Origin of the sequence: Bradyrhizobium sp. HKCCYLRH2060 (genome assembly GCF_051168135.1) — a bacterium.
GTDB lineage: Bacteria > Pseudomonadota > Alphaproteobacteria > Rhizobiales > Xanthobacteraceae > Bradyrhizobium.
In genome coordinates this window covers 302,315-323,028 of the sequence record NZ_JBNPUK010000005.1, presented here as the reverse complement: position 1 = coordinate 323,028, position 20,714 = coordinate 302,315, and the positions used below count along the sequence as shown (strand labels likewise).

Sequence of the window (20,714 nt, the reverse complement as noted above, 5' to 3'; positions counted from 1 at the left end):
TGTCCATGAACTCTACCGTTGCGCCCGAGCCGTCCTCGCCCGAGCAGGCCCAGCTGATGGCGCGGCTGCGGCGCATGATGATGATCGCGGGCGTGACCACCTCGATCGCGATCGCAGTGCTCCTGGTCGCCATCGGCTACCGCCTTTTCCGCGGCGAGGGAAGCACGGCGTCAGGCCCGGACCTCACCGCCATGCTGCCCAAGGGCGCCCGCATCGTCGCCACCGGCACCGCCGGCGACCGCCTCGCGGTGACCCTGGATGTGGGGGGCACCACGGAGATCCGCACCTTCGACGCCAAGACCCTGAAACCCACCGGCCGCCTCCGCTTCGCGGTGGAACCGTAAGGGCAGGGCGGTTTCGCCCGCCCGTTTCGGCCCCTCTCTCTTTTGGCCCCACCTCCGACGACACGGGCAGTCAGCGCCTCCCCCGCCTGCGGGGCGAGACGAGCGAAGCTCGCTCTGAGAGCTTGCATCGCATCTTCAGTGCGATGCGAGTGGGGGGAACTCTCTCCATTGGCACCAGCGCCCGCGGCGCCCCCACCCCAACCCTCCCCCGCAAGCGGGAGAGGGAGCCCACAGCCCTCGCGGCCGGCTGCTTTCATCCCATGATGGCCGAATGAGCGATCCTCGCCACCCGGGGCAGTCCGTTCCCCTCCCCCTTGTGGGGAGGGGCTAGGGGAGGGGGCCCACACGGGGAAAGACCCTTGGGGCACGGACACCGCACCCCCACAAATTCTGCATCCGCCGTCTTGCGGCGCGGCGCGTTCAAGGCTATGCGGTTCACCTCACGCTCCCTTCGTCTAGCGGTTAGGACGCGGCCCTCTCAAGGCTGAAACAGGGGTTCGATTCCCCTAGGGAGCGCCATTCCCCGGCGCTCAACCCTTCATCTCCGACCCTCGCGACGCGGCTCCTCGGCCTCGCGGCGCACATTCGCGTCCGAGCTTTGCTTCATCTCGGCACCCTCCAGAAGAAGGGCGCAGGGAAGGCCGGGTGCAGGCCGCACCCATGGCCCGCCTGCAGAAAGAAAAGCAGGCGGCAGTCACCACAGGATTGGCCGAACAACCGGCCTTCCCTGCGCGATGGGTTGAACGGCTGCTCCGTGCTCTCCCAGGGGACCGGGCTTGCTTGCCCCCGTCATCGGGATGTCGCCGACCAAGACACCAGCGTCGGGGTGTCGGGACCACACGGCTTGACCGTCCGCTCGGGGTCGTTCGTCCGCACGCGAAACGCGCACTGCGACCCCAGGCGGCCACCGCATCTCCCGCTCCACGGTCCGTGACGATCGCGAAACGCCCCTTCAGTGAGCAGGAGACGGCGAAGAGCATCGATCTGATTTGCCCGACGACACAAGGCCGGATTTGCCCGACGGAATGCGGCAAACTGGCACGACGGGCAGTTGGGGCGGGTGCGGGAGCGAGTTTCTAGCCAGCTTGGGACCGCAATAAGCGATGCCTTCAGCTCAGAGCCGGTAGCTACCTGCGATCGGAACGGCGCGACCCAATTTCGTTCTAGACGAGTTTTCCCTCGCGGTACATTTTTCGCCTTGTTCTTGCTCGTCTACATCGCGCATGCAACTAATGGCTGTGTTTTAGAGGGAAGACGTTTATGCTTTGCCCCGAACCATCGTGTAAAACGGAGGTTCTCCCCCACGTGGAAAGGTGCCACGTTTGCGGTACCGATGTAGGATTTCCAAACGTGAGGGCTGCAGATAGCGCTGAGGAAATTTCTGCGCTGCAGAAGCGTCTGCAAGACGCGCAAACCGCAGCAAATGCTCGAGGTAGCTTGGCGAGGCTCAAAGAGTTCGGATTGGCGGTAGCTCAATCTTCTGCAGTTTTGGCCCGCTCACTTGGCGATTTGGATTCGTTCATAAAGAGCGACAAGTCGCTGTATGTAAGCTTCCACAGCCAAGTCCGCGCAAATTCAAGAATACCAGAAGACAATGACTGGGACAAGGGGCGAATAGCGGCAGAGAGTACTATTCATCCGCACTATACTGAGAAAATAAATTATACAGCTCTATCGTTGGACGGAAGAGGAGTATTTTGGTGGGGTGAATACTCAATTGTATTGAGGAGCCCGCATATCGCACGTCGTACGTCGGTCTTCGAAGAGAACCCTTTCGTATTCTGTGAGCGACATCACATTGTCGCTGGAAGGCGGCCTCCGCTGGGCTTTAGAGCTGATTGGACGCGCAGGCAGGATCTCGCGATGGCGAAGCTCGCAGACAAGATCTCCGTCAACACGCTTCCAGCGGAGTTTGCGACTATTTTGCTCAATCAAGGTACGTCCGCTGGCGACGCGGACTTCGTGGAGTGTCATATCTTTGGACCTCTGCACCGATCCTCCATCGAAAAGGTGATCGGTCCCAAACCTAAGAAGCGAGCAGATCTGGTAATCTGGAAAAGCGTTCTGTCTCAGCTGAAGAAGCTTGGCGTTATCGTGGAGGAAGTGTGATGGACGCCGTTCTGTCTGGCCAAGCCGCGGCATTGATATTCTTGCAAGGCGCAGAGGCGCGTGTTGTGCGATTGGGGGACCGGTCTGAGATTTTGGTGCGGCGCGAGGATGCGGGCTATGTTCTGCAAGGATGCAACGATGCGGTGTTTAGAACAAGAGTAACTGAATCGGAAGCTCGAGCGCAGTTGGAAGATGCGTGGGAAGACGATCGCGCGCTTCGTTTGTCGCTTATTGCCCTCGATCTAGAAGAGGAAAGCGATCTGCGAAATGAGGCTGCCGATTGTCTCGAAGAACTAATTGGCATTAGTCACGCAAAGAGATTCGTAGAAAATCGCTTGTACTCACGGGTGCTGCCGAGCGATGCCGATCCGACTTTTTTGCGGGATCCCGAGCGTTGGCCTTTGGTTTCCGATTTGATCCAAGACCTTGTCGCAAAACAGGCATCGATAGAGCTGCATCGCCGTGCATGGGACGACCTTCGCGAAGAGCTTTTCGCCGAGGGGAAGCCAGCGTTCGAAGAGGAGGCGATTAGGAGGGGGGCATTCAGAGTTCTCGCGTCCGTGGATCCCACCAAGCGAGATCCCAATATCGCAATTTTCGAATGCTATGGAATTCTACGTTCGCTTCCCAATTCGAGAGAAATAGTCTCTGAGTGGACCAGGCACTTTAAGCGAGCCAGTATCCGACCGATTATTGTTCCGGATTTTGATCGTGAAGCCGATCTGTCTCAAGAACAGCTCGATACGGTTTCGGCATACAAAGAATATCAAAATGCCATTCAGCAGCAGAAAGCGATCATTGAAAAGATGCGGGTCGGAAATGTGAAGATCGCTCGCCGGTATACTGATGAATTGATAGACGCTCAGCTCAAAACGAGTGATCCCCATTTTGCTGCCAAGTCGCTTTGTAAGCTAGCGCAGAAAGCTAAATCGCTTGGGCTTTTCTCATTGCAGTTGGAGTGGGCTGAAAGGGCTGTGAAGCTTGCTCCCGATGATAGTTGGGCACATGGCCAAGCTGCCGATGCCCTGATTCAGTTCTCTCGACTAGACGAAGCATTGGCTGAGTTTGACTTGGCTGAGGCTCACGGAGATGCAGGTTTTGCTGCGACCGGGCGTGCTCGAATCCTTCGTCATCAGGGCCGGTTGGATGAGGCTCTGCTTGCGTTTCGGTCTGCGCAAAGCTCTTATCCGGGTGATCCTTTTGCGTGGTCCGGAAGCGCGGAGACATTACGAGACATGTGGAGGCTTGATGACGCCTTGAATGAATATCGTGAGGCAATCAAGCGCTTTCCAGATGAGCTCTTTCTTCAATGTGGGATGGCGGCAGTCCTATCGGATCTCGGTAAGCTAAGTGAGGCCCTTGAGGTCTATAGCTCTCCTCAGTTGAGGGATGAGGTGGTCGCGCTTAGTGGGAAGGCTACGGTTCTCAGAGCTATGGGTAAGTTTGCTGCAGCCTTAGAAGCGGCGAATTACGCGATTGAGCTGCATCCAACTGATCCGTCTGCAAGATGCTCCCAAGCCGAAATTTACCGTGTGCGGGGAGATTTGCCGGCCGCGCTTCAGCTCTACGAGGAAACAAAAAGAAGCTCGCCAACGATATCCGTTGCTTATGCGGGATATGCAGAGGTCCTGCGCGATATGCGGAGATATCCAGAGGCAATCGCGGCTTACGAGTCTGCTAGAAAGTTGTTTCCATCCGACGTTTATATTGCGAATGGATATGCTAACATTCGAAAGGTGAACGATGAACTTGAAGAGGCGTTGCGCCTTTACGAAGAAAATGTGCGACGATTTCCTTATAGTCTGGTGGCAAAGGCAGGGCGCGCGGACCTTCTAAAAAGGCTTGGACAGTACGAGGATGCGCTCGGTGCATATGAGCAGATCATTCGAGTTTCACCTACCTTCGCTGCTGCAAAGAACGGGAAAGCGGCCATTCTCATCGTCCGCGGCGAGTATGCAGCCGCGCTCTCATTGCTGCCGAGCGGAGAGCCATCGACCAGGGATGATTGGATAGCATGGAATATCCGTGGAATGGCCCTCATAAGGAGCGGAGAGATAACGCAGGGCATTGCTCACCTGGAGGCTGGTCGGATTCAGACGCCCTTCGCTAGGGAGCGGCGTTACTTTGAGAGGAGTCTTAGCGTCGCGAGAATGCGTCGAGGCGAATTCGCTGAAGCAATCGATGTCCTGAAAGATGTTGGGGGAATGGGATTGTCAAACGTCTTGAGGCTGCATGCCTACGCTGGGCAGGGGCAATTGGTTCAGGCTAATAAGACATATCAACAGCTGTCGGACAATTGTCCAACTCAGTTGCTAGACCTCAAAGACGCCATCGCTGCACGGTTTGGAATTATTGGGGGCGGAGCGCCGCATGCCAATGATAATTGGATCTTCAGCAGAGAAACCGAGGTGTTGTTGCAGGCCGCTTAGGAACGTCAATTTGCTGGAAATGGCAGGTGCTTGATTTGTGTCATCAATCTAAGCATAGATCTGTATTTCTAGCCATGACGGAGGCTTGAGTCACTGTCTCTCGTCGTCGCTTGCACAGAAAGCGGCGCCACCCACACGATGCCGTTGCGCCGTATCTGGTCCCAAAAGGTTAGGTGACGAAGACTTGTTGCTCGGAATGATGGTCTTTTGATCGTCTCGATAGTCCGCTGTGAATGAGTAATCCCACTACCAGCGACCGGATCTGGGTCATGTGCACTGAGTCGTCACGTAGCTAAAAAATCCTGCGCCTATCCTAACGCACGCTCACCACCAAATTCAGCGGCCCCCGAAACCCGAACCCGTGCCACCGCACGCTGGCTGCATCCACCAGCTCCATCCGTGGAAACCGCTCGAACAGCATCGGCAGCAGGATGGCGCCGACGGTGCGGCGGGAGAGGTGGGCGCCGGCGCAGTGATGGGGGCCGTTGCCGAAGGCCTGGTGGGGGTTGGGGTCGCGCAGCGCGTTGTAGTGCTCGCCGTCGGTGAACAGCTCCTCGTCGCGGTTGGCGGAGGCCTGGATGGTCATCACGGTGTCGCCCTTCGGGATCAGGCAGCCGCGGATCTCGGTGTCCTCCATCACCAGGCGTGAGCTCGCCTGGATCGGCGCCACCCAGCGCACGCCTTCCTCGAAGGCGGAGCGCCATTTGTCCTGCGCCTTCACGGCTTCGAGCTGGTCCGGGTTGGTGAGCAGGCCGTAGAGGATCGTCAGCAGCGCGTCGCGCGGCTCGTTGATGCCGCCGCCGATCGCGATCTTGATGTTGGCGATGATCTGGCTCTCGGGGATCGGGTTCTTCGCGTTGACCATGAAGGACAGCGCAGAGGAATCCGGCGCGGCGCGCACGCGCTCCATGTTGGCGCGGATGCAGCGGTCCATTTCCGCATTGGCGATATCGGACGCGTCGAATGGCCCCGGCGTCCAGCCGAAATTGCCGGCGCCGTCGATCAGCGCCTGCGACCAGCGCTGCATGTCGGCATCGCTGGCGTCCGGTATGCCCATCACTTCAGAGAGGATGCGCGCGGCCAGGGGGCCTGCGAGCGCGGGGAACAGATCGACGATCTCGCCGCGCGGCAGCCGGTCGAGATACGCGGTTGCGAATTTGGTGTAGAGCGGCTCCCAGACGGCTTCGATCGTCTTCGGCATCAAGGCGGGCATCATCGCCATCCGCTCGGCGCGGTGCTCGTCGTGATCCTTGCGCATCAAGGTGTGCGCGAGGAAGGCGCGCTTCATCGGCGTGTTCGGATCGTCGGACGAGAACAGCGCCGCGTTGTCCTTCACATATTTGGTGTCGGCCGCCTTGGTGAGGAACGTCCGGCCCACCGACTTGACCCGCAGCACCGGCGCTTCGCGGCGCAGGCGACGGTAGATGGGATAGGGATCGCGCGTCAGCTCCGCGATGGTGATGGTCTCGTCCAGGGGAGCCGGAGTCTGAGACAGGGTCGCGGTCGGCATGGGGCGCTCCTGTTGGATGCGGGCCAGCGCGTGTCGTGCCCGAGGATAGTGGCAGGGACGGAGCCGTGCAATCCCGCTCCGCTGCCCCGGGCTGGGACGAGCGCCTGATCTGAACGAGCTCCGACCTCGCCAGTTCCGCTGCTGCAGCGATGCCGCCGCGGGATTCACGCCTCCGGCTTGGTCGTGCCGTTCTCGACCGCCGGCGTTGATGACTGCGATCGAGGACTCGCAACGCCGATACAGCCCGATCCAGCAGGAGGTCGCGATCGCGTCGGGGCGGCGGCGGTCGCGCCACAGCAGCAACGGGGGCGGTGAGCCCTCGGCGATCGCAAGCGTCTCCTCATGGCTGAATCAGCGACGGGCCGGTGCCGTGGCTGGATCGCCGATGTCGCCGGTCGTCAGGCAGCGTTCGGGCGGTGAGTTCCCGGCACCCATTTGGCGGGTCAGTCCTGCGCAGCCGGTGAGACCTCCTGCGGCTTCGTCAGCAGTTCTCCCTCGCGGCGCAGCTGTCCTGCGGTGAGAAGATCCTGGAGGCTGCCTTGCAGCACCTCGCGCAGCTGGGCGCTGGTCGACCCGAAGCCGAACAGGCGGGCGACCGCCTGGATCAACTGGTCTTCCTCGGCACCGAAGTTCTGCGCCACGACCTGCATGATGGCCGCCTTGATCTCGTCCGGCGGCAGCATCTCGGGCTTGCGCAAGGACTGCGATTGCACGTCCTCGCGCGTTCGGACGATGATCGCCTGTCCCGGCACGGCGTAGAACGGACCTCCGGCGATCTGCCCCTTCGCCACTGCCGATCCCAGCGCCGTTCGCACGGCATCGCGGATGCGATTGCCGGCGCGGGCAAGGCCCCAGGCCGATCTGATCCGGACGATGATCTCCGATTCATGCACCGGCCCTTCGACGGCGACGATCTCGACGACGTGCCGCGTCATGTCGGCGAGCGGCGTCTCGTGCGGTTCGATCTCCCGACGCACGCGCAGCTTCGCCTCTTCATAGAGGGCCACCGTCGGTGCCTGTGCGAGCATCTCCAGAGGGCGCTGCTCGGCCTGCTCCGGCACCGGCACGGCGGGGAGTGGCGGAGGCTCGGGGTGAGCTCGCGCGGCCCCCTGGTCGATGTCGTGCCAATGCGCCTTTGCCGCCTCGATCGCGCGAACAACCTTGTCTGTCTCTTCCTTGGGACGGAGAAACCAGTCGGTCGACCAGATGCGATGCAGCACCCAGCCATGCGCTTCCAGCACGTTCTGCCGCAGGCGGTCGCGGTCTCGCGCCGAACGGGACGCATGGTACTGGGCGCCGTCGCATTCGATGCCGAGCAGGAAGCGGCCGGGCTTGTCGGGATCGACGACGGCGAGGTCGACGAAGAATCCGGCGGTGCCGATCTGGGTCTTCACGTCGTGGCCGAGCGCCCGCAGCGTTGCGGCGACCTGCTCCTCGAACACCGAGTCGGGATCGCGGCCGGTCTCCAGCGCGATGCCGAGCTGCCCGGTCTGCGCGAAGGTCAGGAACGTCTTCAGCGCGGCGATGCCGCGGCCCTTGGCGCGCGACAGGTCGATGTCGTCGCCCGTGATCGAGGAGAACACCTCGCATCGGAGCTTGGCGCGCGAGATCAGCACGTTCAGCCGGCGCTCGCCGCCGTCGGAGTTGAGCGGGCCGAAGCTCATCGAGACGAAACCCTCCTTCGTTCGCCCATAGCCGATGGAGATGAAGATGACGTCGCGTTCGTCGCCCTGGATGTTCTCGAGGTTCTTCACGAAGAACGGCTCGCTGGCCCCGCGGACGAAGAAGCTCTCCGTTGCCGGATTCTCCTTGCGCAGGATTTCGAGCTGATCCTGGATCGCCTGGCGCTGTGCCACCGAGAAGGTCGCGACGCCAAGGCTGCGATCCGGCGTCTCGCGCGCATGGCGCATGACGGCCTCGGCGACGAGCCGCGCTTCCCTGGGGTTGGTCCGGCTGCTGCCGCGCTCATAGTGTGCATCGGGGGTGTAGTTGAACTTCAACCCCATTCCCGCAACCGCATCGTACGGGCTCGGCACGATGAACAGCCGGTTGTCGTAGAACTGCTTGTTGGACACGGCGATCAGCGACTGGTGCTTGCTGCGGTAGTGCCAGTTCAGCATCCGATGCGACAGGCCCTTGGCAAGGCAGAGGTCGAGAATGCTCTCGGCGTCCTTGACCTGGAAGGTCGGCTGATCCTCGTCGTCATTGTCCTCGTCGTCATTGCCCGTCAGCTTCGCGAAGAAGCGCGTCGGCGGCAACTGCCGCTCGTCGCCGACGACCACCATCTGCCGGCAGCGCGCGACCGCGCCGAGCGCATCGACCGGCTCGATCTGCGAGGCCTCGTCGACCACCAGAAGATCGAAGGCGATCGCGCCGGGCTTGAGGAACTGGGCCACCGACAGCGGGCTCATCAGGAAGATCGGCTTGATCTGCTGAATGACCGGACCGGCCCGTTCCAGGAGCTGGCGGATCGGCAGATGATTGCGCTTCTTGGCAAGCTCGCCGTTCAGCACGCCCAGCGGCCCGATGCCGCCGGCGTTGCGCGGCAGGGCCGCGGCATGCTCGTGGGCGATCTGGTCGCGGGCCAGCTGCATGCGCGCGACGTCGAGCTTGCGGAAGCCGTCGACCAGCCGGTCGTGCGATTCGCCGTCGAAGCGCTTCAGCTCGGGATGATCGGCGAAGATCACGCCGCGCATGGCGTCGTAATAGGACCGGTCGAAGGCGGCTTCGAGCGCTTCGCCGGGCAAGGAGCCGTCGAGCGCGCGGTCGGCCAGCGCGGCGAGGCCCTGCGCGCGCGCAAGGCGGACCCGACCCATGAACGCGATCCAGCGGGTGAGGCGCTCGGTCGCGGTCTGCCACTCCGACAAGGTCTGCGACAGGCCGTCCAACCGGATCTGGTCGCCGTCGTCGAGCGGGATGCGGGCAGGCTCCAGCTGGAGGAAGTCGATCAGCCTGCCGAGCCCGGACCTCAGACTTGCGAGGCCGTCGTCGAGCTGTTCGATGGATCGCCGATCATCGGCCGACAGCGTGAGCTGCGTCAGCCGCTGGCGCGTGTCGTCGTTTGCGAACGGTTTGGGGAATGCGGTCCACCAGCTCGCCAATCTGGACAGCGCGTCCCAGTCCGACTGTTCCTTCTGCCACGCCGTTCCGAATGCGGTGCTGCCGGCGGCTTCGACCTCCGCGAAGGACCGGCGAGCGGCTTGCGCCGCGATGAGGCCGTCGAGCAGCAGAAGCCGCTGCTCGAGCGTTTTCGGCATCGGCACCTTCAGGTACGAGGCCAGCAGCGCCACCTGCTCGCGATAGCGCGGGCTGAGCAGGCGCAGCCAGGAGCGGCCTTTCTCGGCGATGACCTTGCGGCACTCGGCGATCGGTGCATCCCAGGCGGCCTCGACGAAGGCGCTCTCGACGGCCGTCCTCAGTTTCGCGTAGCGCAGTCCCTTGTCGATGATGTCCGTGATGAGTCCGGCCTGGCTCCAGATGGCATTGCGGAAGGCGGTCCGGTCGCACTCCGGCATCGCGGCCGCGGCCTGCGCAAAGGCCAGCACTGCCGTGGCGTCGGCCAAGGTGGCCGGCGGCGGGAGATCGAGCAGCGTGCCGAGGCGGGCCGCGCCCGTGGAGACGCTGCCGACAACATTCGAGATGTCGTCCAGCGATCTCCGCAGCTCGGTCATTTCGGCGGGATCGAGCGCGTCGCGGCCGACACCGCGCCAGGGATGCAGGTGCGGCGCGCCGTCGGCCGCAATTCGTTCAGCGAGTTCGGCGATCAGCTCGCGCCGCCGCTCCAGATCCAGGGGAGACCAGGACGGCGCGCCCTGCAACGGGTAGGGGGGCTGTGCGGAGTTGTCCCCGCAGCGCACGAGATGACCGAGCAGCCTGAACGGTGTCAGCTCGCTCGGCTGATGCGGCTGGTGCATCATCTCCGCATGCCGGTTGAGGCCATCACGGCTGTCGGTCAGGCGCTGCACCAGCGTGGCTTCGCCGCGCGGGACCGCGACCTCGGCCGATTTGCAGCGCTTCAGCTCTTCGAGCAGAACGCGCTTGTTGGCCTTGTTGGAGTGCAGCTCCAGCGCGAGCGCGCCGAGACCGACATGCTTCAGCCGCCGGTGCACGACCTCGAGCGCCGCCATCTTCTCGGCGACGAACAGCACCGTTTTCCCCTCGGCGGCAGCCGACGCGATGATGTTGGTGATGGTCTGCGACTTGCCGGTGCCAGGCGGTCCCTTGACGACGAGGTCGCGTCCACGGACCACTTCCTCGATCACCACGGCCTGCGATGAATCCGCATCGACGACGTGGTTCATCGCCACCGGCTGGATGACGGAATCGATCTTGCCGTTATCGGCCACGATCGGCTCCGCGCCCTCGAAGCCGTCCTGAAGCAGCGCTGCGATCAGGGGATGACGATCGAGGCTGCCATCTGCGGGCCAGTTGTCAGGGTCCAGATCGCGATACATCAGGAACTTGGAGAACGAGAAGAAGCCGAGGACGATCGCGTCCGCCCTGACCTCCCACCGCTGCTTGCTGGCGACCGTCTCCGCGACGCCGGCGAGATAGGTCGCGATGTCGACATCGTCCTCGTCGCCAAAATCCTCGATCTTGAGTCCGAACTCGGCGTCGAGCTTGGCCTGGAGCGAGAGGTTCGGCGACGGCGGCTCAGCCCGCGAGACCAGGTGAAACCGATCGGCGGCACTGCTGCGCTCGAGACGGACCGGCAGCAGGACGAGCGGCGCAAAGCGCTCGACGTCGGATTTGTCGTCCTCGAACCATTTCAGCAGCCCGAAGGCGAGATAGAGGATATTGACGCCCTGTTCTTCCTCCAGCGTTCGTGCGTCGTACCAGATATCCAGCAGGCGCTTCTGCAGCGCCTCCGATGACAGCCGGGTCTTGAGCCGGGTGTCAGGCTGCCGGGTCTCTGACTCCGAAGCATCTAACTCCGAATCAGCCTTGCGCTGTTCCACCTTGACGCTCGGCGCGTCGGACCGAGGTGCCGGCAGGCTCAAGGGCAGGGTGCCGTCCGCTTCCGCAGCCTCCGCCTTCGCCGGCAGGAACGTGAAGCGCTTGCCTTCACCGAGAAGCTCGAACAGCGCAGCGGAGCGCGCGCCGACGATGTCGATGGTGCGGATGGTCTTGGTCTTGAGCGGGATGTGCACGAGCCGGTTGCGCGTGCCCAGATCGAGCAGCGCGCGCCGGTCCGCCAGCAATCGGTCTCGTACGGATGTGGTTGCCACGTGCAATCCTCCTGCGGTTCGAGGATTGCAACCCGGAGTGATCGCGGTCAAGCATCCGGCGCGGTGGCGAAGGGGTCGATGAGTGATGGTTCATCTTCCCCATGAAGAGGTCTCATCTCCCAATCGCGGGAGATGAGACGGGTATTTCCCGGGCCGACTGTTCCTAGGCCGCCGCCTTGTGCCGCGCCAGTTCCGCCTTGTAGAGCTCGAACTCCTCGGCGATGGCGCGCGCGACCGACGGCCGTGCGCGCAGGCGCTCGTAATAGGCCTTCACGGCCGGCCATTTCGCGAGCTGGACCGGCGGCGTCGCCATGGTCCAGTTGATCACGGTGACGAGATACGCGTCGGCGACCGTGAAATGATCGAGCAGATAGTCGCGATCCCGCAGGTGGTTATCGAGATGATCGAGCCGCGACAGGTTCTTGTTCAGGACATGGGCCTTCATTTCCTCGGGCGCGGTCTTGTCGAGGATCGGAATGAACAGGCCCTTGTGCAGCTCGGTGCCGATGAAGCACAGCCATTGATGCAGGCGGCTGCGGTCCATGCCGGGGCCGGTGCCGAGCTTGGCCTCGGGGAAGCGATCGGCGACATATTGCAGGATCGCGGCATTCTCGGTCAGCAGGTCGCCGTCATCGGTGCGGAGCGTCGGGACGAGGCCGAGCGGATTGACGGCGCGGAAATCGGAGCCGTCGTTGAGGACGATCTTGGTCTTGGGGTCGACCTCGAGATAGTTCGCTTTGGCGCCGGCTTCGTAGAGCGCGATGCGGGTGGCGAGCGAGCAGGCGAGCGGCGAGAAATACAGGTCCATGGACGTCTCCCTCGGGCTCCGGACCGGAGCGTTGATTGATTTTTATACTGTCCCGCATAATATAAGGCCGGTCAAGGAATTTAGTGCGAAATGGTACAAAAAAAGAAGGGGCCGCCGCAGGGCGACCCGCCCCCCGATAAAGCGATCGAGCCGAAGCGGCGCGGCAGGCCGCGGGCGTATGAGCCGGAGGTCGCGCTCGGCAAGGCGCTCGACCTGTTCCGGTCGACCGGTTTTGCGGCGACCTCGCTCGACGATCTCAGCGCCGCCACCGGCATGAACCGGCCGAGCCTCTATGGCGCGTTCGGCGACAAGCGCGAGCTCTACATCAAGAGCTATCAGCGCTATCGCGACAACGCGCGCGCCCTCATGGGCGACGTCTTCAGCAACGATTGGCCGGTGCGACGGCAGCTCGAGCAGATCTTCGCCACGGCGCTCGACATCTATCTCTCGGGCGAGGAGGGACCGCGCGGCTGCTTCACGGTGATGACGGCCGGCTCGGAGGCGGTTGCCGATCCCGACATCCGCGCCATGGTGCAGAACGCGTTGACCGAGCTCGACAAGGCCTTCGCGCACTGCTTCCGCCGCGCCAAGGAGAAGGGCGAGCTGCCGGCGGACGCCGACCCCGCCGTGCTGGCACGGCTGGCGTCGGCGACGATCCACTCGATCGCGGTCCGCGCGCGCGCGCGGGTGCCGCGTCAGGAGCTGGAGGCGATCGTCGCCGGCGCAATCGATATGATGATTGGCAAAAAATAGCGTTTCAATATCCCCTGACGCGATCGACCAGGTTGCGCAGCGCTCCGCCGGCCTCGAAGGTCGCGATCTGCTCGGCGACGTAGCGCGAGATTGCGTCGGCGTCGGTGTCGGCTGCGTTGTGCGGCGTCAGCACCACCTTCGGGTGGGTCCAGAACGGGCTGTCGGCCGGCAGCGGCTCCTGGCCGAACACGTCGAGCGAGACTGAACCGAGTGTATCGTCGTCGAGGCAGGCGAGGATGTCGGCCTCGTTCTGCAGCCCGCCGCGTCCGGCATTGATCATGACGGGGGCGCCGAGCGGTGAGCTGCCGCGAAGCCGCGCGAACATCCTGCGATCCAGAATGCCGCGCGTATCCGGCGTCAGCGGCAGCAGCGACACCAGGATGTCGGTCCGCGCCAGGAACGCATCGAGCTGCGCCGCGCCATGGAAGCACTCGATGCCGTCCGCCTGCTTTTCGCTGCGGCTCCAGCCGGCGACCTGGAAGCCGAGCCGCTTGAGCACCTCGGCGGCGTCGATGCCGAGCGTGCCCAGTCCGAGAATGCCGACTCCGATCGCGGCCGCCGGCCATTGATACTTGGGCGCCCAGCGCTTCACGCGCTGCGACTCGCGCAGATACAGCTCCTGCCGATGATGCATCAGCACGTGTAGCACGACATATTCGGTCATCCGCGCCGTGAGATCATCGACCGCGACCCGGACCAGCGGCACGCTCGGCAGCGTCTTGTCGGCCATCAGCGCGTCGACGCCGGCGCCGAGGTTGAAGATCACGCGCAGGTTCGGGAAGCCGGCGAGCTCGCCGGGCACCGGTTTCCAGACCGCCGCGTAATGCACGTCGGCCGGATCGAGGCCGGCATCGGGCAGCAGCACCACCGGGCGGTCGCCGCAGACATCGTCGAAACGCGCCTTCCAGCGCTGCGGCGACCAGTTGTCGGTGCCGCCATGGATCAGGAGCGCCAGCGCGCCTTTGGTCATCGGAGGGTCCTCGAGCTTATGTGACGCGTTCCACATACCAGATCGTGCGGGCAGGCCAATCTCCGGCCATCAACACGGAGACATCGCCATGCGCAAATTGCTTCTCGCCACTGCTCTCGTCATCTCATCCGCCTCGGCCCAAGTCCCGGCTCAGGCCCAGACCATCGACGTCGGCTCGATCCTGTCGGCCAACGGCATTTCCATTGGCAAGGGCGGCAGTCAGCCGCAGGCCGGCAGTCAGCAGGGCGCCGCGGCCGGCATGGCGCAAGGTGCGGGTGGTCAAAGTGCCGCAGGGCAAGGTCAGGGGCAAGGTCAGGCCCAAGGTCAGTCGCAGCGCCAGGCCGGCCGGGCCAAGCAGCCGCGCGAGAGCGCGCAGGAGACGCGGGCGCGCAACATCGCGGCCAAGTACGGTATCTCCTGGTAGGCCGGTCGTTCCGGCCCACGGAACCGGCGAAAATTCTTCGCCGGTCTGTCGGCTCCGGGCATACTCCGCCGTCTTGAAGACGAATGGAGATGCCCTCCGATGTTGTATGCGCTGCTCTGCTATCATGACGAGGACGTCGTCTGCACCTGGAGCAAGGACCAGGACGCCGCCGTCATGGCCAAGCTTGCCGTTGTGCAGGAGAAGCTCGCCAAGCAGGGGCGGCTCGGGCCGGTGGCGCGGCTGCTGCCGACCACGGCCGCGACGACCTTCCGGAAGGAGGATCCGCCGCTCGTCATCGACGGTCCCTACGCCGAGACCAAGGAGCAATTGCTCGGCTTCTATCTCGTCGACTGCGCGAATCTCGACGAGGCGCTCGAGGTCGCGCGCGAGCTCGGCGAGGCCAATCCCGGCGGCTCCTACGAGATCCGTCCCGTCGGCACGTTCAGGCCGGGCGGAGCGCTGGCATGAGCGACGCGGCCTGGATCGATGCAGCCCTGACATCAGCACGTCCCCAGGCCGTCGGCGCGCTGCTGCGCTATTTCCGCGACCTCGACACGGCGGAGGAGGCGTTCCAGAACGCCTGCCTGCGCGCTCTGAAGAGCTGGCCGCAGAACGGGCCGCCGCGCGATCCCGCGGCCTGGCTGATCATGGTCGGACGTAACGCTGCCATCGACGATGTCCGCCGCGTCCGCCGCGAGCAGCCGCTGCCGGAGGACGAGGCGATCTCCGATCTCGACGATGCCGAGAGCGCGCTGGCCGACCGGCTCGACGGCTCGCATTATCGCGACGACATCCTCCGTCTGCTGTTCATCTGCTGCCACAAGGACCTGCCGGCGACCCAGCAGATCGCGCTGGCGCTGCGCGTGGTGTCCGGGCTGACGGTGAAGCAGATCGCCCGCGCCTTTCTGGTCGGCGAGACCGCGATGGAGCAGCGCATCACCCGGGCCAAGGCGCGCGTCGCCCAGGCGAACGTGCCGTTCGAGACGCCGGGCGCGGTGGAGCGCTCGGAGCGCCTGACCGCGGTCGCCGCCATGATCTACCTGATCTTCAACGAGGGCTATTCGGCCAGCGGCGAGACCGCTGCGCTGCGCCAGCCGCTGTCGGAGGAGGCCATCCGGCTGGCGCGGCTGCTGCTGCGCCTTTTTCCGAGCGAGCCGGAGATCATGGGGCTGACGGCGTTGCTGCTGCTGCAACACGCGCGCAGCGCCGCCCGCTTCGATGCGGAGGGGATGCCGATCCTTCTCGACGACCAGGATCGTTCGCTGTGGAACCAGCCGATGATCGCGGAAGGCGTAGCCCTGATCGACAAGGCGATGCGCCATCGCCGCAGCGGACCGTATTTGATCCAGGCCGCGATCGCGGCGCTGCATTCGCGCGCCGCGCGCCCGGAGGACACCGACTGGACCCAGATCGACCTGCTCTATGGCGCGCTGGAAGTGGTGCAGCCCTCGCCGGTGGTGACGCTCAATCGCGCCGTTGCGGTGTCCAAGGTCCGCGGCGCTGAGGCGGCGCTCGACCTGATCGCGCCGCTCGAAGGGCGGCTCGCCAACTATTTCTATTTCTTCGGTGTGCGCGGCGCGCTGCTGATGCAGCTCGGGCGCACCGACGAGGCACGGACCGCCTTCGACCGCGCCATCGCGCTGGCGCACAGCTCGGCGGAGGCCGCGCATATCCGCATGCAGCTCGACCGGCTGATGCGCGACGGTGCGACGGCTCGGGCTCGGGTCGGCCAGTGAAATTCTGCCGAGATTCGATCTAAAATTCTGCACCGGGCTGTCGGTGGCACGCTCCTTCATTCGTCCTTGGAGCAGCATCACGGGGGAGGAGCTGCAGATGACGACGATCACCTTGGAAGAACCGGTCTCGCGCGCCGAATTGTGGAGCGGGCGCATCCTGAGCGGGCTGGTGACGCTGTTCCTGCTGTTCGACGGCGCGATCAAGCTCGTTCCTCTGCCGGTCGTCACAGAAACGCTGGACCAGATGGGCTATGGTGCAAGCGACGCCATGGCGCGTGCCCTCGGCCTCATCACGCTTCTCTGCACCGTGCTCTATATCCTGCCGCCGACATCGTTCGTTGGCGCGATCCTGCTGACAGGCTATCTCGGCGGCGCCATCGCCTCGCATGTCCGGATCGGCAGTCCGCTGTTCAGCCACGTCCTGTTCGGCCTCTATCTCGGGCTGATGCTGTGGGGCGGCTTGTGGCTCCGCGACCGCCGGCTGCGCGGACTGCTGCCGCTCTCGCGCTAACGAATGATCTTTCAACCAAGGAGGATGACGATGATCTGTCCCTATCTGACGTTCAACGGCGATTGCGAACAGGCGTTGAAACACTACGGCGAGGTGCTCGGCGCCAAGGTCGACATGATGATGCGCTATGGCGAGGCGCCGCCGGAGATGCCGTCCGCGCCGGAGCACAAGGACAGGATCATGCATGTCCGCTTCTCGATCGGCGACGGCGTCCTGATGGCCTCGGATTCGCCGCCCGAATATTATCAAGGCAAGCCGCACGGAATCTCGGTCTCGCTCCAGATCGCAGACCCGGCCGAGGCCGAGCGCAAGTTCAACGCGCTGCTCGCAGGCGGTGCCGTCACCATGCCGTTTGGCAAGACCTTCTGGTCCAAGGGCTTCGGCATGGGCGTCGACCGCTTCGGCATTCCGTGGATGATCAATTCCCCGGCGGACGGCTACGCGGCGTGACGCCGCTAGCGGCACGAGGCGTACATCGCCTTGAGCTCGCGCCCGCGCAACAGCAGAAGCCGCGACGTCAGGCCGCCGCGGCGCTCGATCCAGCCGCGCACCGGCCTGGGATAGGTCTGCAGCACCAGCTTGGAAGCCTCGGGTTCCGCATAGACGCGGCCGCGCCGGTCGACCGAGCGTGCGGCGTGGAAGCCGAGGGTGGCCCGCCGCGTCACGCAGATGCGGTCCTCGGGCACCACGCTGAGCACCAGCGTGCAGGCCGACAGGCAGGGCCCGTCGATGATGACCCGCTCGCCGGAGGCGCGCACCTTCTCGAACAGATCGAGGAACGGACCCACCTCGCCGCCGGGCGAGGAGATGATGCGGACGTCGGCGCGCGCCAGCATCGTCGCGATCCCCCACAGGACGGCCGCGAGCAGCAGGGTCAGGATGATGCGCATCCGGCTCGGCATCGTTTCATGTGTTCCTGCGTTGGCCGCGCAAGGTCGGCAATCCGATTCCCGCGGCATCGAAGCCGCCATCGACGGCCAGGATCTGTCCGGTGATATAGCTGGAGCGTTCGGAGCTGAGAAACAAGATGGCCTCGGCGAGCTCGTCCTCAAGGCCGTAACGATTGAGCGGAATGGCGTCGTGATAGTCGGCGCGGATCTCCGGCGTGTGCACGTCCTTGGCCATCGCGGTCTCCACCGGGCCCGGCGCCACCGCGTTGACGCGGATGCCGGCGGACGCGAGCTCGACCGCGAGCTGCTTGGTCAGATGCGCCAGCGCCGCCTTGCTGGTGCCGTAGGCGGAGCGCAGCGTGGAGGCGCGGACGGCCGAAATCGAGGTGATGTTGACGATGGTGCCGCCGTGCTCGCGCATCAGTGGCACCGCGGCGCGCGTGCACAGAAACGGCCCGGTCAGGTTGACGTCGAGGATGCGTTGCCAGTCGGCTTCGCTGGTTTCCATGATCGGGGCGAAGCGCGCCACGCCGGCATTGTTGACCAGCGCATCGAGACGACCGAACCGGCCGGCAATGCGCGCCAACGCATCGGCGACCATCGCCGCGTCCGCGACGTCGCAATGCAGCGCGAGCGTTCGATCGGGGGATTTGAGTGCCGATGTGGCGTCGTCGAGCAGCGTCTTCTCGATGTCGAGAAGCGCCACGCGCCAGCCCTCATGCAGAAATCTCTTTGCTGTCGCCAGCCCGATGCCGCGTGCCGCCCCGGTGATCAGGGCGACCTTGTCAGTCAACGTCGTCGTCGATGTTTCCGTCACAGGGGTCGACTCCTCGGGCCGGCAGTCCGGCTCTTCTCGTCGTTGAGTCCTAACATGCGCTGCGCGGATCGGCTGTGAAGGCCGTCACATCTGTCAGTGTACGTTCAATCCAGCTCCACGCGACGCGTATAGCCAGCGAAGTTCGTGGGCGTTGTCAAACAGCCAGGGGTAGCAGCGGGCACATCGGTTCGCGTTTTCGCGGTGTCAAAGCATCCGAGTCGTGCTCGCCTTGGTCTCCCTCCCGATCGGAGGGAGCAGGGAAGACCGGGAGCTCGCCGCCCCATGGCTCCCGGCGGGAAAAATGCACGGGGCAGGAACCACAAGGTTCTGCTGAGACATCACGGCCTCCCTGCGCGATGGTCTGACGGCTTCTACGCGCTCTCCCCGGGACCGGCTGTCTTGCCCCCGTTTCCGCCACAATGCGTTCATGCATCGGACACGGCATCAGCATCGGGATGACAGGACCACACGATTTCGCCGTACGCGCCGCGTTGTTCGTCTGCGCGTCCTCATATGAGCATGATCTTGTCGGAAAGCTGTGGCGCAATGCGTGTCAACGGCCTCCGGTTCCGAATCATGCTCCACGCTGCAACATCGACGCGTCCACCGCATCCTGCTCCCCACGTTCGTGACGATCGCGAAACGTCTCTCTCGATCGGGAATAGGACGTGGCTAAAAGAGCGTGAATTCTGGAAAGGCGAAATAGAACTATCTTTACGGGTAGGACTGGACAAGGGTAATCGACTTGAAAGTCTTCACGAAAAGAGCTCCGTGGCATGGGCGGTGTCGCGGCCGCGCCACAGCCTGCCAAGGCGCATTCCCCCGTGGAATTGGACAGTCCCGCCGTCGGCTGATTTGCCCGTCGTCGGGTCGCTCTCGGACGTGTCCGGGACGAATCTGAACCGGTAGCGTAGAGTTTTAGAGTCTCGGTAGAATCGACATGGGCGATCTATTCATCAGCCGGCGAATCACTCTCGTCAGAACCACGGAGCTGCACGCTTCGTCGCACGGGTCGAATGGTCTGAGGCGCGGGTGCGGCGCGTTGCTGTTGTCGTGCATTGTCCTCGGGCTCGCGGCGTCCGGCGCCGCCGGAGCGGATGGCAGCGTTGCTGCGAAACCGGCAGAGACCGAGCAGGCCGCGCACGATGTCGCGCCGCCGCAGCAGCCGCAGACCGCGGAGCCCGAGACGGTGGGGCGGCCGTCGGACGTGCAGACGCCGGCTCCGAAGGTGGTCGTGCCATCGACCGAGCCTGCGAAGCCGGTCGCGGCTGAGCGCAAGGGCGACGCCAAGACCACGAAGAATCTGTCGGTGCCTCAGCGCGCGCTGCCGGCCGACGTCGCGCAGATGATCGGCCGCAAGATCTGGCTCAACGAGGCCGGGGGACGGCGCGACGCGATCACGTCGTGGAATGCGGGTGAAGAATTCGCCTCGCTGGGAATCGGGCATTTCATCTGGTACCCGGCCACCGCGAAGCCGCCGTATGAGGAGGGCTTTCCGGGGCTGATCGCATTTCTGCGCAAGGGCAAGACGCCGTTGCCTGCATGGCTCGACAAGACGCCGACTCCGGCATGCCCCTGGACCAGCCGGGCCGACTTCAAGCGGAATTTCAACTCGCCGCAAATGCGGCAATTGCGGCAGTTCCTGCTCGACACGATTGCGGAGCAGACGCAGTTCCTGGTGGCGCGTGCGCAAGGCGCAATGGACAAGATCCTCGCCAACACGCCCGACAGCGCCGAACGCGAGCACATCGTCGCGCAGTATTCGCGAGTCGTCCGCGCCTCGAACGATCTCTATCCGCTGATCGACTACATCAACTTCAAGGGCGAGGGCACCAACCCATCCGAGACCGCCGTGGACAAGGAGACGGGCCAGCGCCAGGGCTGGGGTCTCAAGCAGGTGCTGCTCAAGATGAACGGAACCACGACCGAGTCCAAGGCCGTGCTCGCCGAATATTCCGACGCGGTGCAGGTCGTGCTGCAGCAGCGGGTGCGCAATCTACCCTCGAACCGCGTGTGGGAGGCGGGCTGGCTGCGTCGCGCCGAGACCTATCGCCGTCCGATCGCGCAACTCGAGCAGACCCCCGAGCGCGCGCCGCGCAGGTCGTCGCGTTACAGGGCCGACAACACGCGGTTCTGATGGGAGCATCGTTCCGGACGATCGAGGGGCGTGCGATCCGCGCGGCCC

At 64.1% G+C, this 20,714-nt stretch carries 16 protein-coding genes and 1 tRNA gene; 11 read left to right on the top strand and 6 right to left on the bottom strand.

Features of this window, described 5'->3' with window-relative positions; all coding sequences use genetic code 11:
- Positions 1-5: 5 nt before the first annotated feature.
- The 4 genes from ACQR10_RS14020 to ACQR10_RS14005 all read left to right on the top strand — a co-directional run bounded on the left by ACQR10_RS14020 (position 6) and on the right by ACQR10_RS14005 (position 4,882).
- Positions 6-344 (top strand): hypothetical protein, encoded by a 339-nt coding sequence (locus ACQR10_RS14020; protein WP_316183578.1) that lies wholly within the window; start codon positions 6-8, stop codon positions 342-344.
- A 444-nt stretch (positions 345-788) separates the two neighbouring features.
- Positions 789-863 (top strand) — tRNA-Glu (locus ACQR10_RS14015).
- An 831-nt stretch (positions 864-1,694) separates the two neighbouring features.
- Positions 1,695-2,453: a hypothetical protein gene (locus ACQR10_RS14010; RefSeq protein WP_434911982.1), complete on the top strand. Its 759-nt coding sequence runs from the start codon at positions 1,695-1,697 to the stop codon at positions 2,451-2,453.
- Positions 2,453-4,882, top strand: a complete 2,430-nt coding sequence (locus tag ACQR10_RS14005) for a tetratricopeptide repeat protein (protein WP_434911981.1) — start codon at positions 2,453-2,455, stop codon at positions 4,880-4,882. The genes ACQR10_RS14010 and ACQR10_RS14005 overlap by 1 nt, the downstream gene beginning before the upstream one ends.
- Positions 4,883-5,195: 313 nt before the next feature.
- Here the strand turns inward: ACQR10_RS14005 and ACQR10_RS14000 are convergent, their stop codons facing one another.
- The 3 genes from ACQR10_RS14000 to ACQR10_RS13990 all read right to left on the bottom strand — a co-directional run bounded on the left by ACQR10_RS14000 (position 5,196) and on the right by ACQR10_RS13990 (position 12,428).
- Entirely contained in the window at positions 5,196-6,392 is a 1,197-nt protein-coding gene (locus tag ACQR10_RS14000) for a cytochrome P450 (RefSeq protein WP_434911980.1), read from the bottom strand.
- Between the two features lie 443 nt (positions 6,393-6,835).
- Positions 6,836-11,620, bottom strand: coding sequence for a DUF3320 domain-containing protein (locus tag ACQR10_RS13995; RefSeq protein ID WP_434911979.1), 4,785 nt, complete (start codon positions 11,618-11,620; stop codon positions 6,836-6,838).
- Positions 11,621-11,783: 163 nt separating this feature from the next.
- A complete protein-coding gene (locus ACQR10_RS13990; protein WP_434911978.1) occupies positions 11,784-12,428 on the bottom strand; it encodes a glutathione binding-like protein in 645 nt (214 codons plus the stop codon).
- A 90-nt stretch (positions 12,429-12,518) separates the two neighbouring features.
- Here ACQR10_RS13990 and ACQR10_RS13985 point away from each other — a divergent pair, with 90 nt between their 5' ends.
- Positions 12,519-13,181 (top strand): TetR/AcrR family transcriptional regulator, encoded by a 663-nt coding sequence (locus ACQR10_RS13985; RefSeq protein ID WP_434911977.1) that lies wholly within the window; start codon positions 12,519-12,521, stop codon positions 13,179-13,181.
- A gap of 4 nt (positions 13,182-13,185) precedes the next feature.
- On the opposite strand, the gene ACQR10_RS13980 is transcribed toward ACQR10_RS13985, so the two are convergent.
- Positions 13,186-14,151 (bottom strand): 2-hydroxyacid dehydrogenase, encoded by a 966-nt coding sequence (locus ACQR10_RS13980; protein WP_316217948.1) that lies wholly within the window; start codon positions 14,149-14,151, stop codon positions 13,186-13,188.
- 88 nt (positions 14,152-14,239) lie between these two features.
- Here ACQR10_RS13980 and ACQR10_RS13975 point away from each other — a divergent pair, with 88 nt between their 5' ends.
- The 5 genes from ACQR10_RS13975 (at position 14,240) to ACQR10_RS13955 (ending at position 17,272) form a co-directional block, all read left to right on the top strand.
- On the top strand, positions 14,240-14,575 hold the full coding sequence (locus tag ACQR10_RS13975; RefSeq protein WP_315802569.1) for a hypothetical protein: 336 nt from the start codon (positions 14,240-14,242) through the stop codon (positions 14,573-14,575).
- 99 nt (positions 14,576-14,674) lie between these two features.
- A complete protein-coding gene (locus ACQR10_RS13970; RefSeq protein WP_315802570.1) occupies positions 14,675-15,043 on the top strand; it encodes a YciI family protein in 369 nt (122 codons plus the stop codon).
- Positions 15,040-16,311, top strand: coding sequence for an RNA polymerase sigma factor (locus ACQR10_RS13965; RefSeq protein ID WP_315802571.1), 1,272 nt, complete (start codon positions 15,040-15,042; stop codon positions 16,309-16,311). Before ACQR10_RS13970 ends, ACQR10_RS13965 begins: the two co-directional genes overlap by 4 nt.
- A 97-nt stretch (positions 16,312-16,408) precedes the next feature.
- Positions 16,409-16,822, top strand: coding sequence for a DoxX family protein (locus ACQR10_RS13960; protein ID WP_315802572.1), 414 nt, complete (start codon positions 16,409-16,411; stop codon positions 16,820-16,822).
- 30 nt (positions 16,823-16,852) lie between these two features.
- Positions 16,853-17,272, top strand: coding sequence for a VOC family protein (locus ACQR10_RS13955; RefSeq protein WP_315802573.1), 420 nt, complete (start codon positions 16,853-16,855; stop codon positions 17,270-17,272).
- Positions 17,273-17,277: 5 nt separating this feature from the next.
- Here ACQR10_RS13955 and ACQR10_RS13950 read toward each other — a convergent pair whose 3' ends face one another.
- Both ACQR10_RS13950 and ACQR10_RS13945 read right to left on the bottom strand, forming a co-directional pair.
- A complete protein-coding gene (locus tag ACQR10_RS13950; RefSeq protein ID WP_315802574.1) occupies positions 17,278-17,724 on the bottom strand; it encodes a hypothetical protein in 447 nt (148 codons plus the stop codon).
- A gap of 4 nt (positions 17,725-17,728) precedes the next feature.
- Positions 17,729-18,529, bottom strand: a complete 801-nt coding sequence (locus ACQR10_RS13945) for an SDR family NAD(P)-dependent oxidoreductase (protein WP_315717595.1) — start codon at positions 18,527-18,529, stop codon at positions 17,729-17,731.
- 940 nt (positions 18,530-19,469) lie between these two features.
- Here ACQR10_RS13945 and ACQR10_RS13940 point away from each other — a divergent pair.
- Positions 19,470-20,666 (top strand): hypothetical protein, encoded by a 1,197-nt coding sequence (locus ACQR10_RS13940; protein WP_315802575.1) that lies wholly within the window; start codon positions 19,470-19,472, stop codon positions 20,664-20,666.
- The last annotated feature ends 48 nt before the right edge of the window (positions 20,667-20,714 follow it).

Excerpts from the sequence above, each read along its gene's own strand:
- ACQR10_RS14020 (WP_316183578.1), top strand. The coding sequence starts at position 6 with ATGAACTCTACCGTTGCGCCCGAGCCGTCCTCGCCCGAGCAGGCCCAG.
- ACQR10_RS13960 (WP_315802572.1), top strand. The coding sequence starts at position 16,409 with ATGACGACGATCACCTTGGAAGAACCGGTCTCGCGCGCCGAATTGTGG.
- ACQR10_RS13980 (WP_316217948.1), bottom strand. The coding sequence starts at position 14,151 with ATGACCAAAGGCGCGCTGGCGCTCCTGATCCATGGCGGCACCGACAAC.
- ACQR10_RS13965 (WP_315802571.1), top strand. The coding sequence starts at position 15,040 with ATGAGCGACGCGGCCTGGATCGATGCAGCCCTGACATCAGCACGTCCC.
- ACQR10_RS13985 (WP_434911977.1), top strand. The coding sequence starts at position 12,519 with ATGGTACAAAAAAAGAAGGGGCCGCCGCAGGGCGACCCGCCCCCCGAT.
- ACQR10_RS13955 (WP_315802573.1), top strand. The coding sequence starts at position 16,853 with ATGATCTGTCCCTATCTGACGTTCAACGGCGATTGCGAACAGGCGTTG.
- ACQR10_RS13990 (WP_434911978.1), bottom strand. The coding sequence starts at position 12,428 with ATGGACCTGTATTTCTCGCCGCTCGCCTGCTCGCTCGCCACCCGCATC.
- ACQR10_RS13940 (WP_315802575.1), top strand. The coding sequence starts at position 19,470 with ATGGGCGATCTATTCATCAGCCGGCGAATCACTCTCGTCAGAACCACG.
- ACQR10_RS14000 (WP_434911980.1), bottom strand. The coding sequence starts at position 6,392 with ATGCCGACCGCGACCCTGTCTCAGACTCCGGCTCCCCTGGACGAGACC.
- ACQR10_RS13950 (WP_315802574.1), bottom strand. The coding sequence starts at position 17,724 with ATGCCGAGCCGGATGCGCATCATCCTGACCCTGCTGCTCGCGGCCGTC.
- ACQR10_RS13970 (WP_315802570.1), top strand. The coding sequence starts at position 14,675 with ATGTTGTATGCGCTGCTCTGCTATCATGACGAGGACGTCGTCTGCACC.
- ACQR10_RS14005 (WP_434911981.1), top strand. The coding sequence starts at position 2,453 with ATGGACGCCGTTCTGTCTGGCCAAGCCGCGGCATTGATATTCTTGCAA.
- ACQR10_RS13975 (WP_315802569.1), top strand. The coding sequence starts at position 14,240 with ATGCGCAAATTGCTTCTCGCCACTGCTCTCGTCATCTCATCCGCCTCG.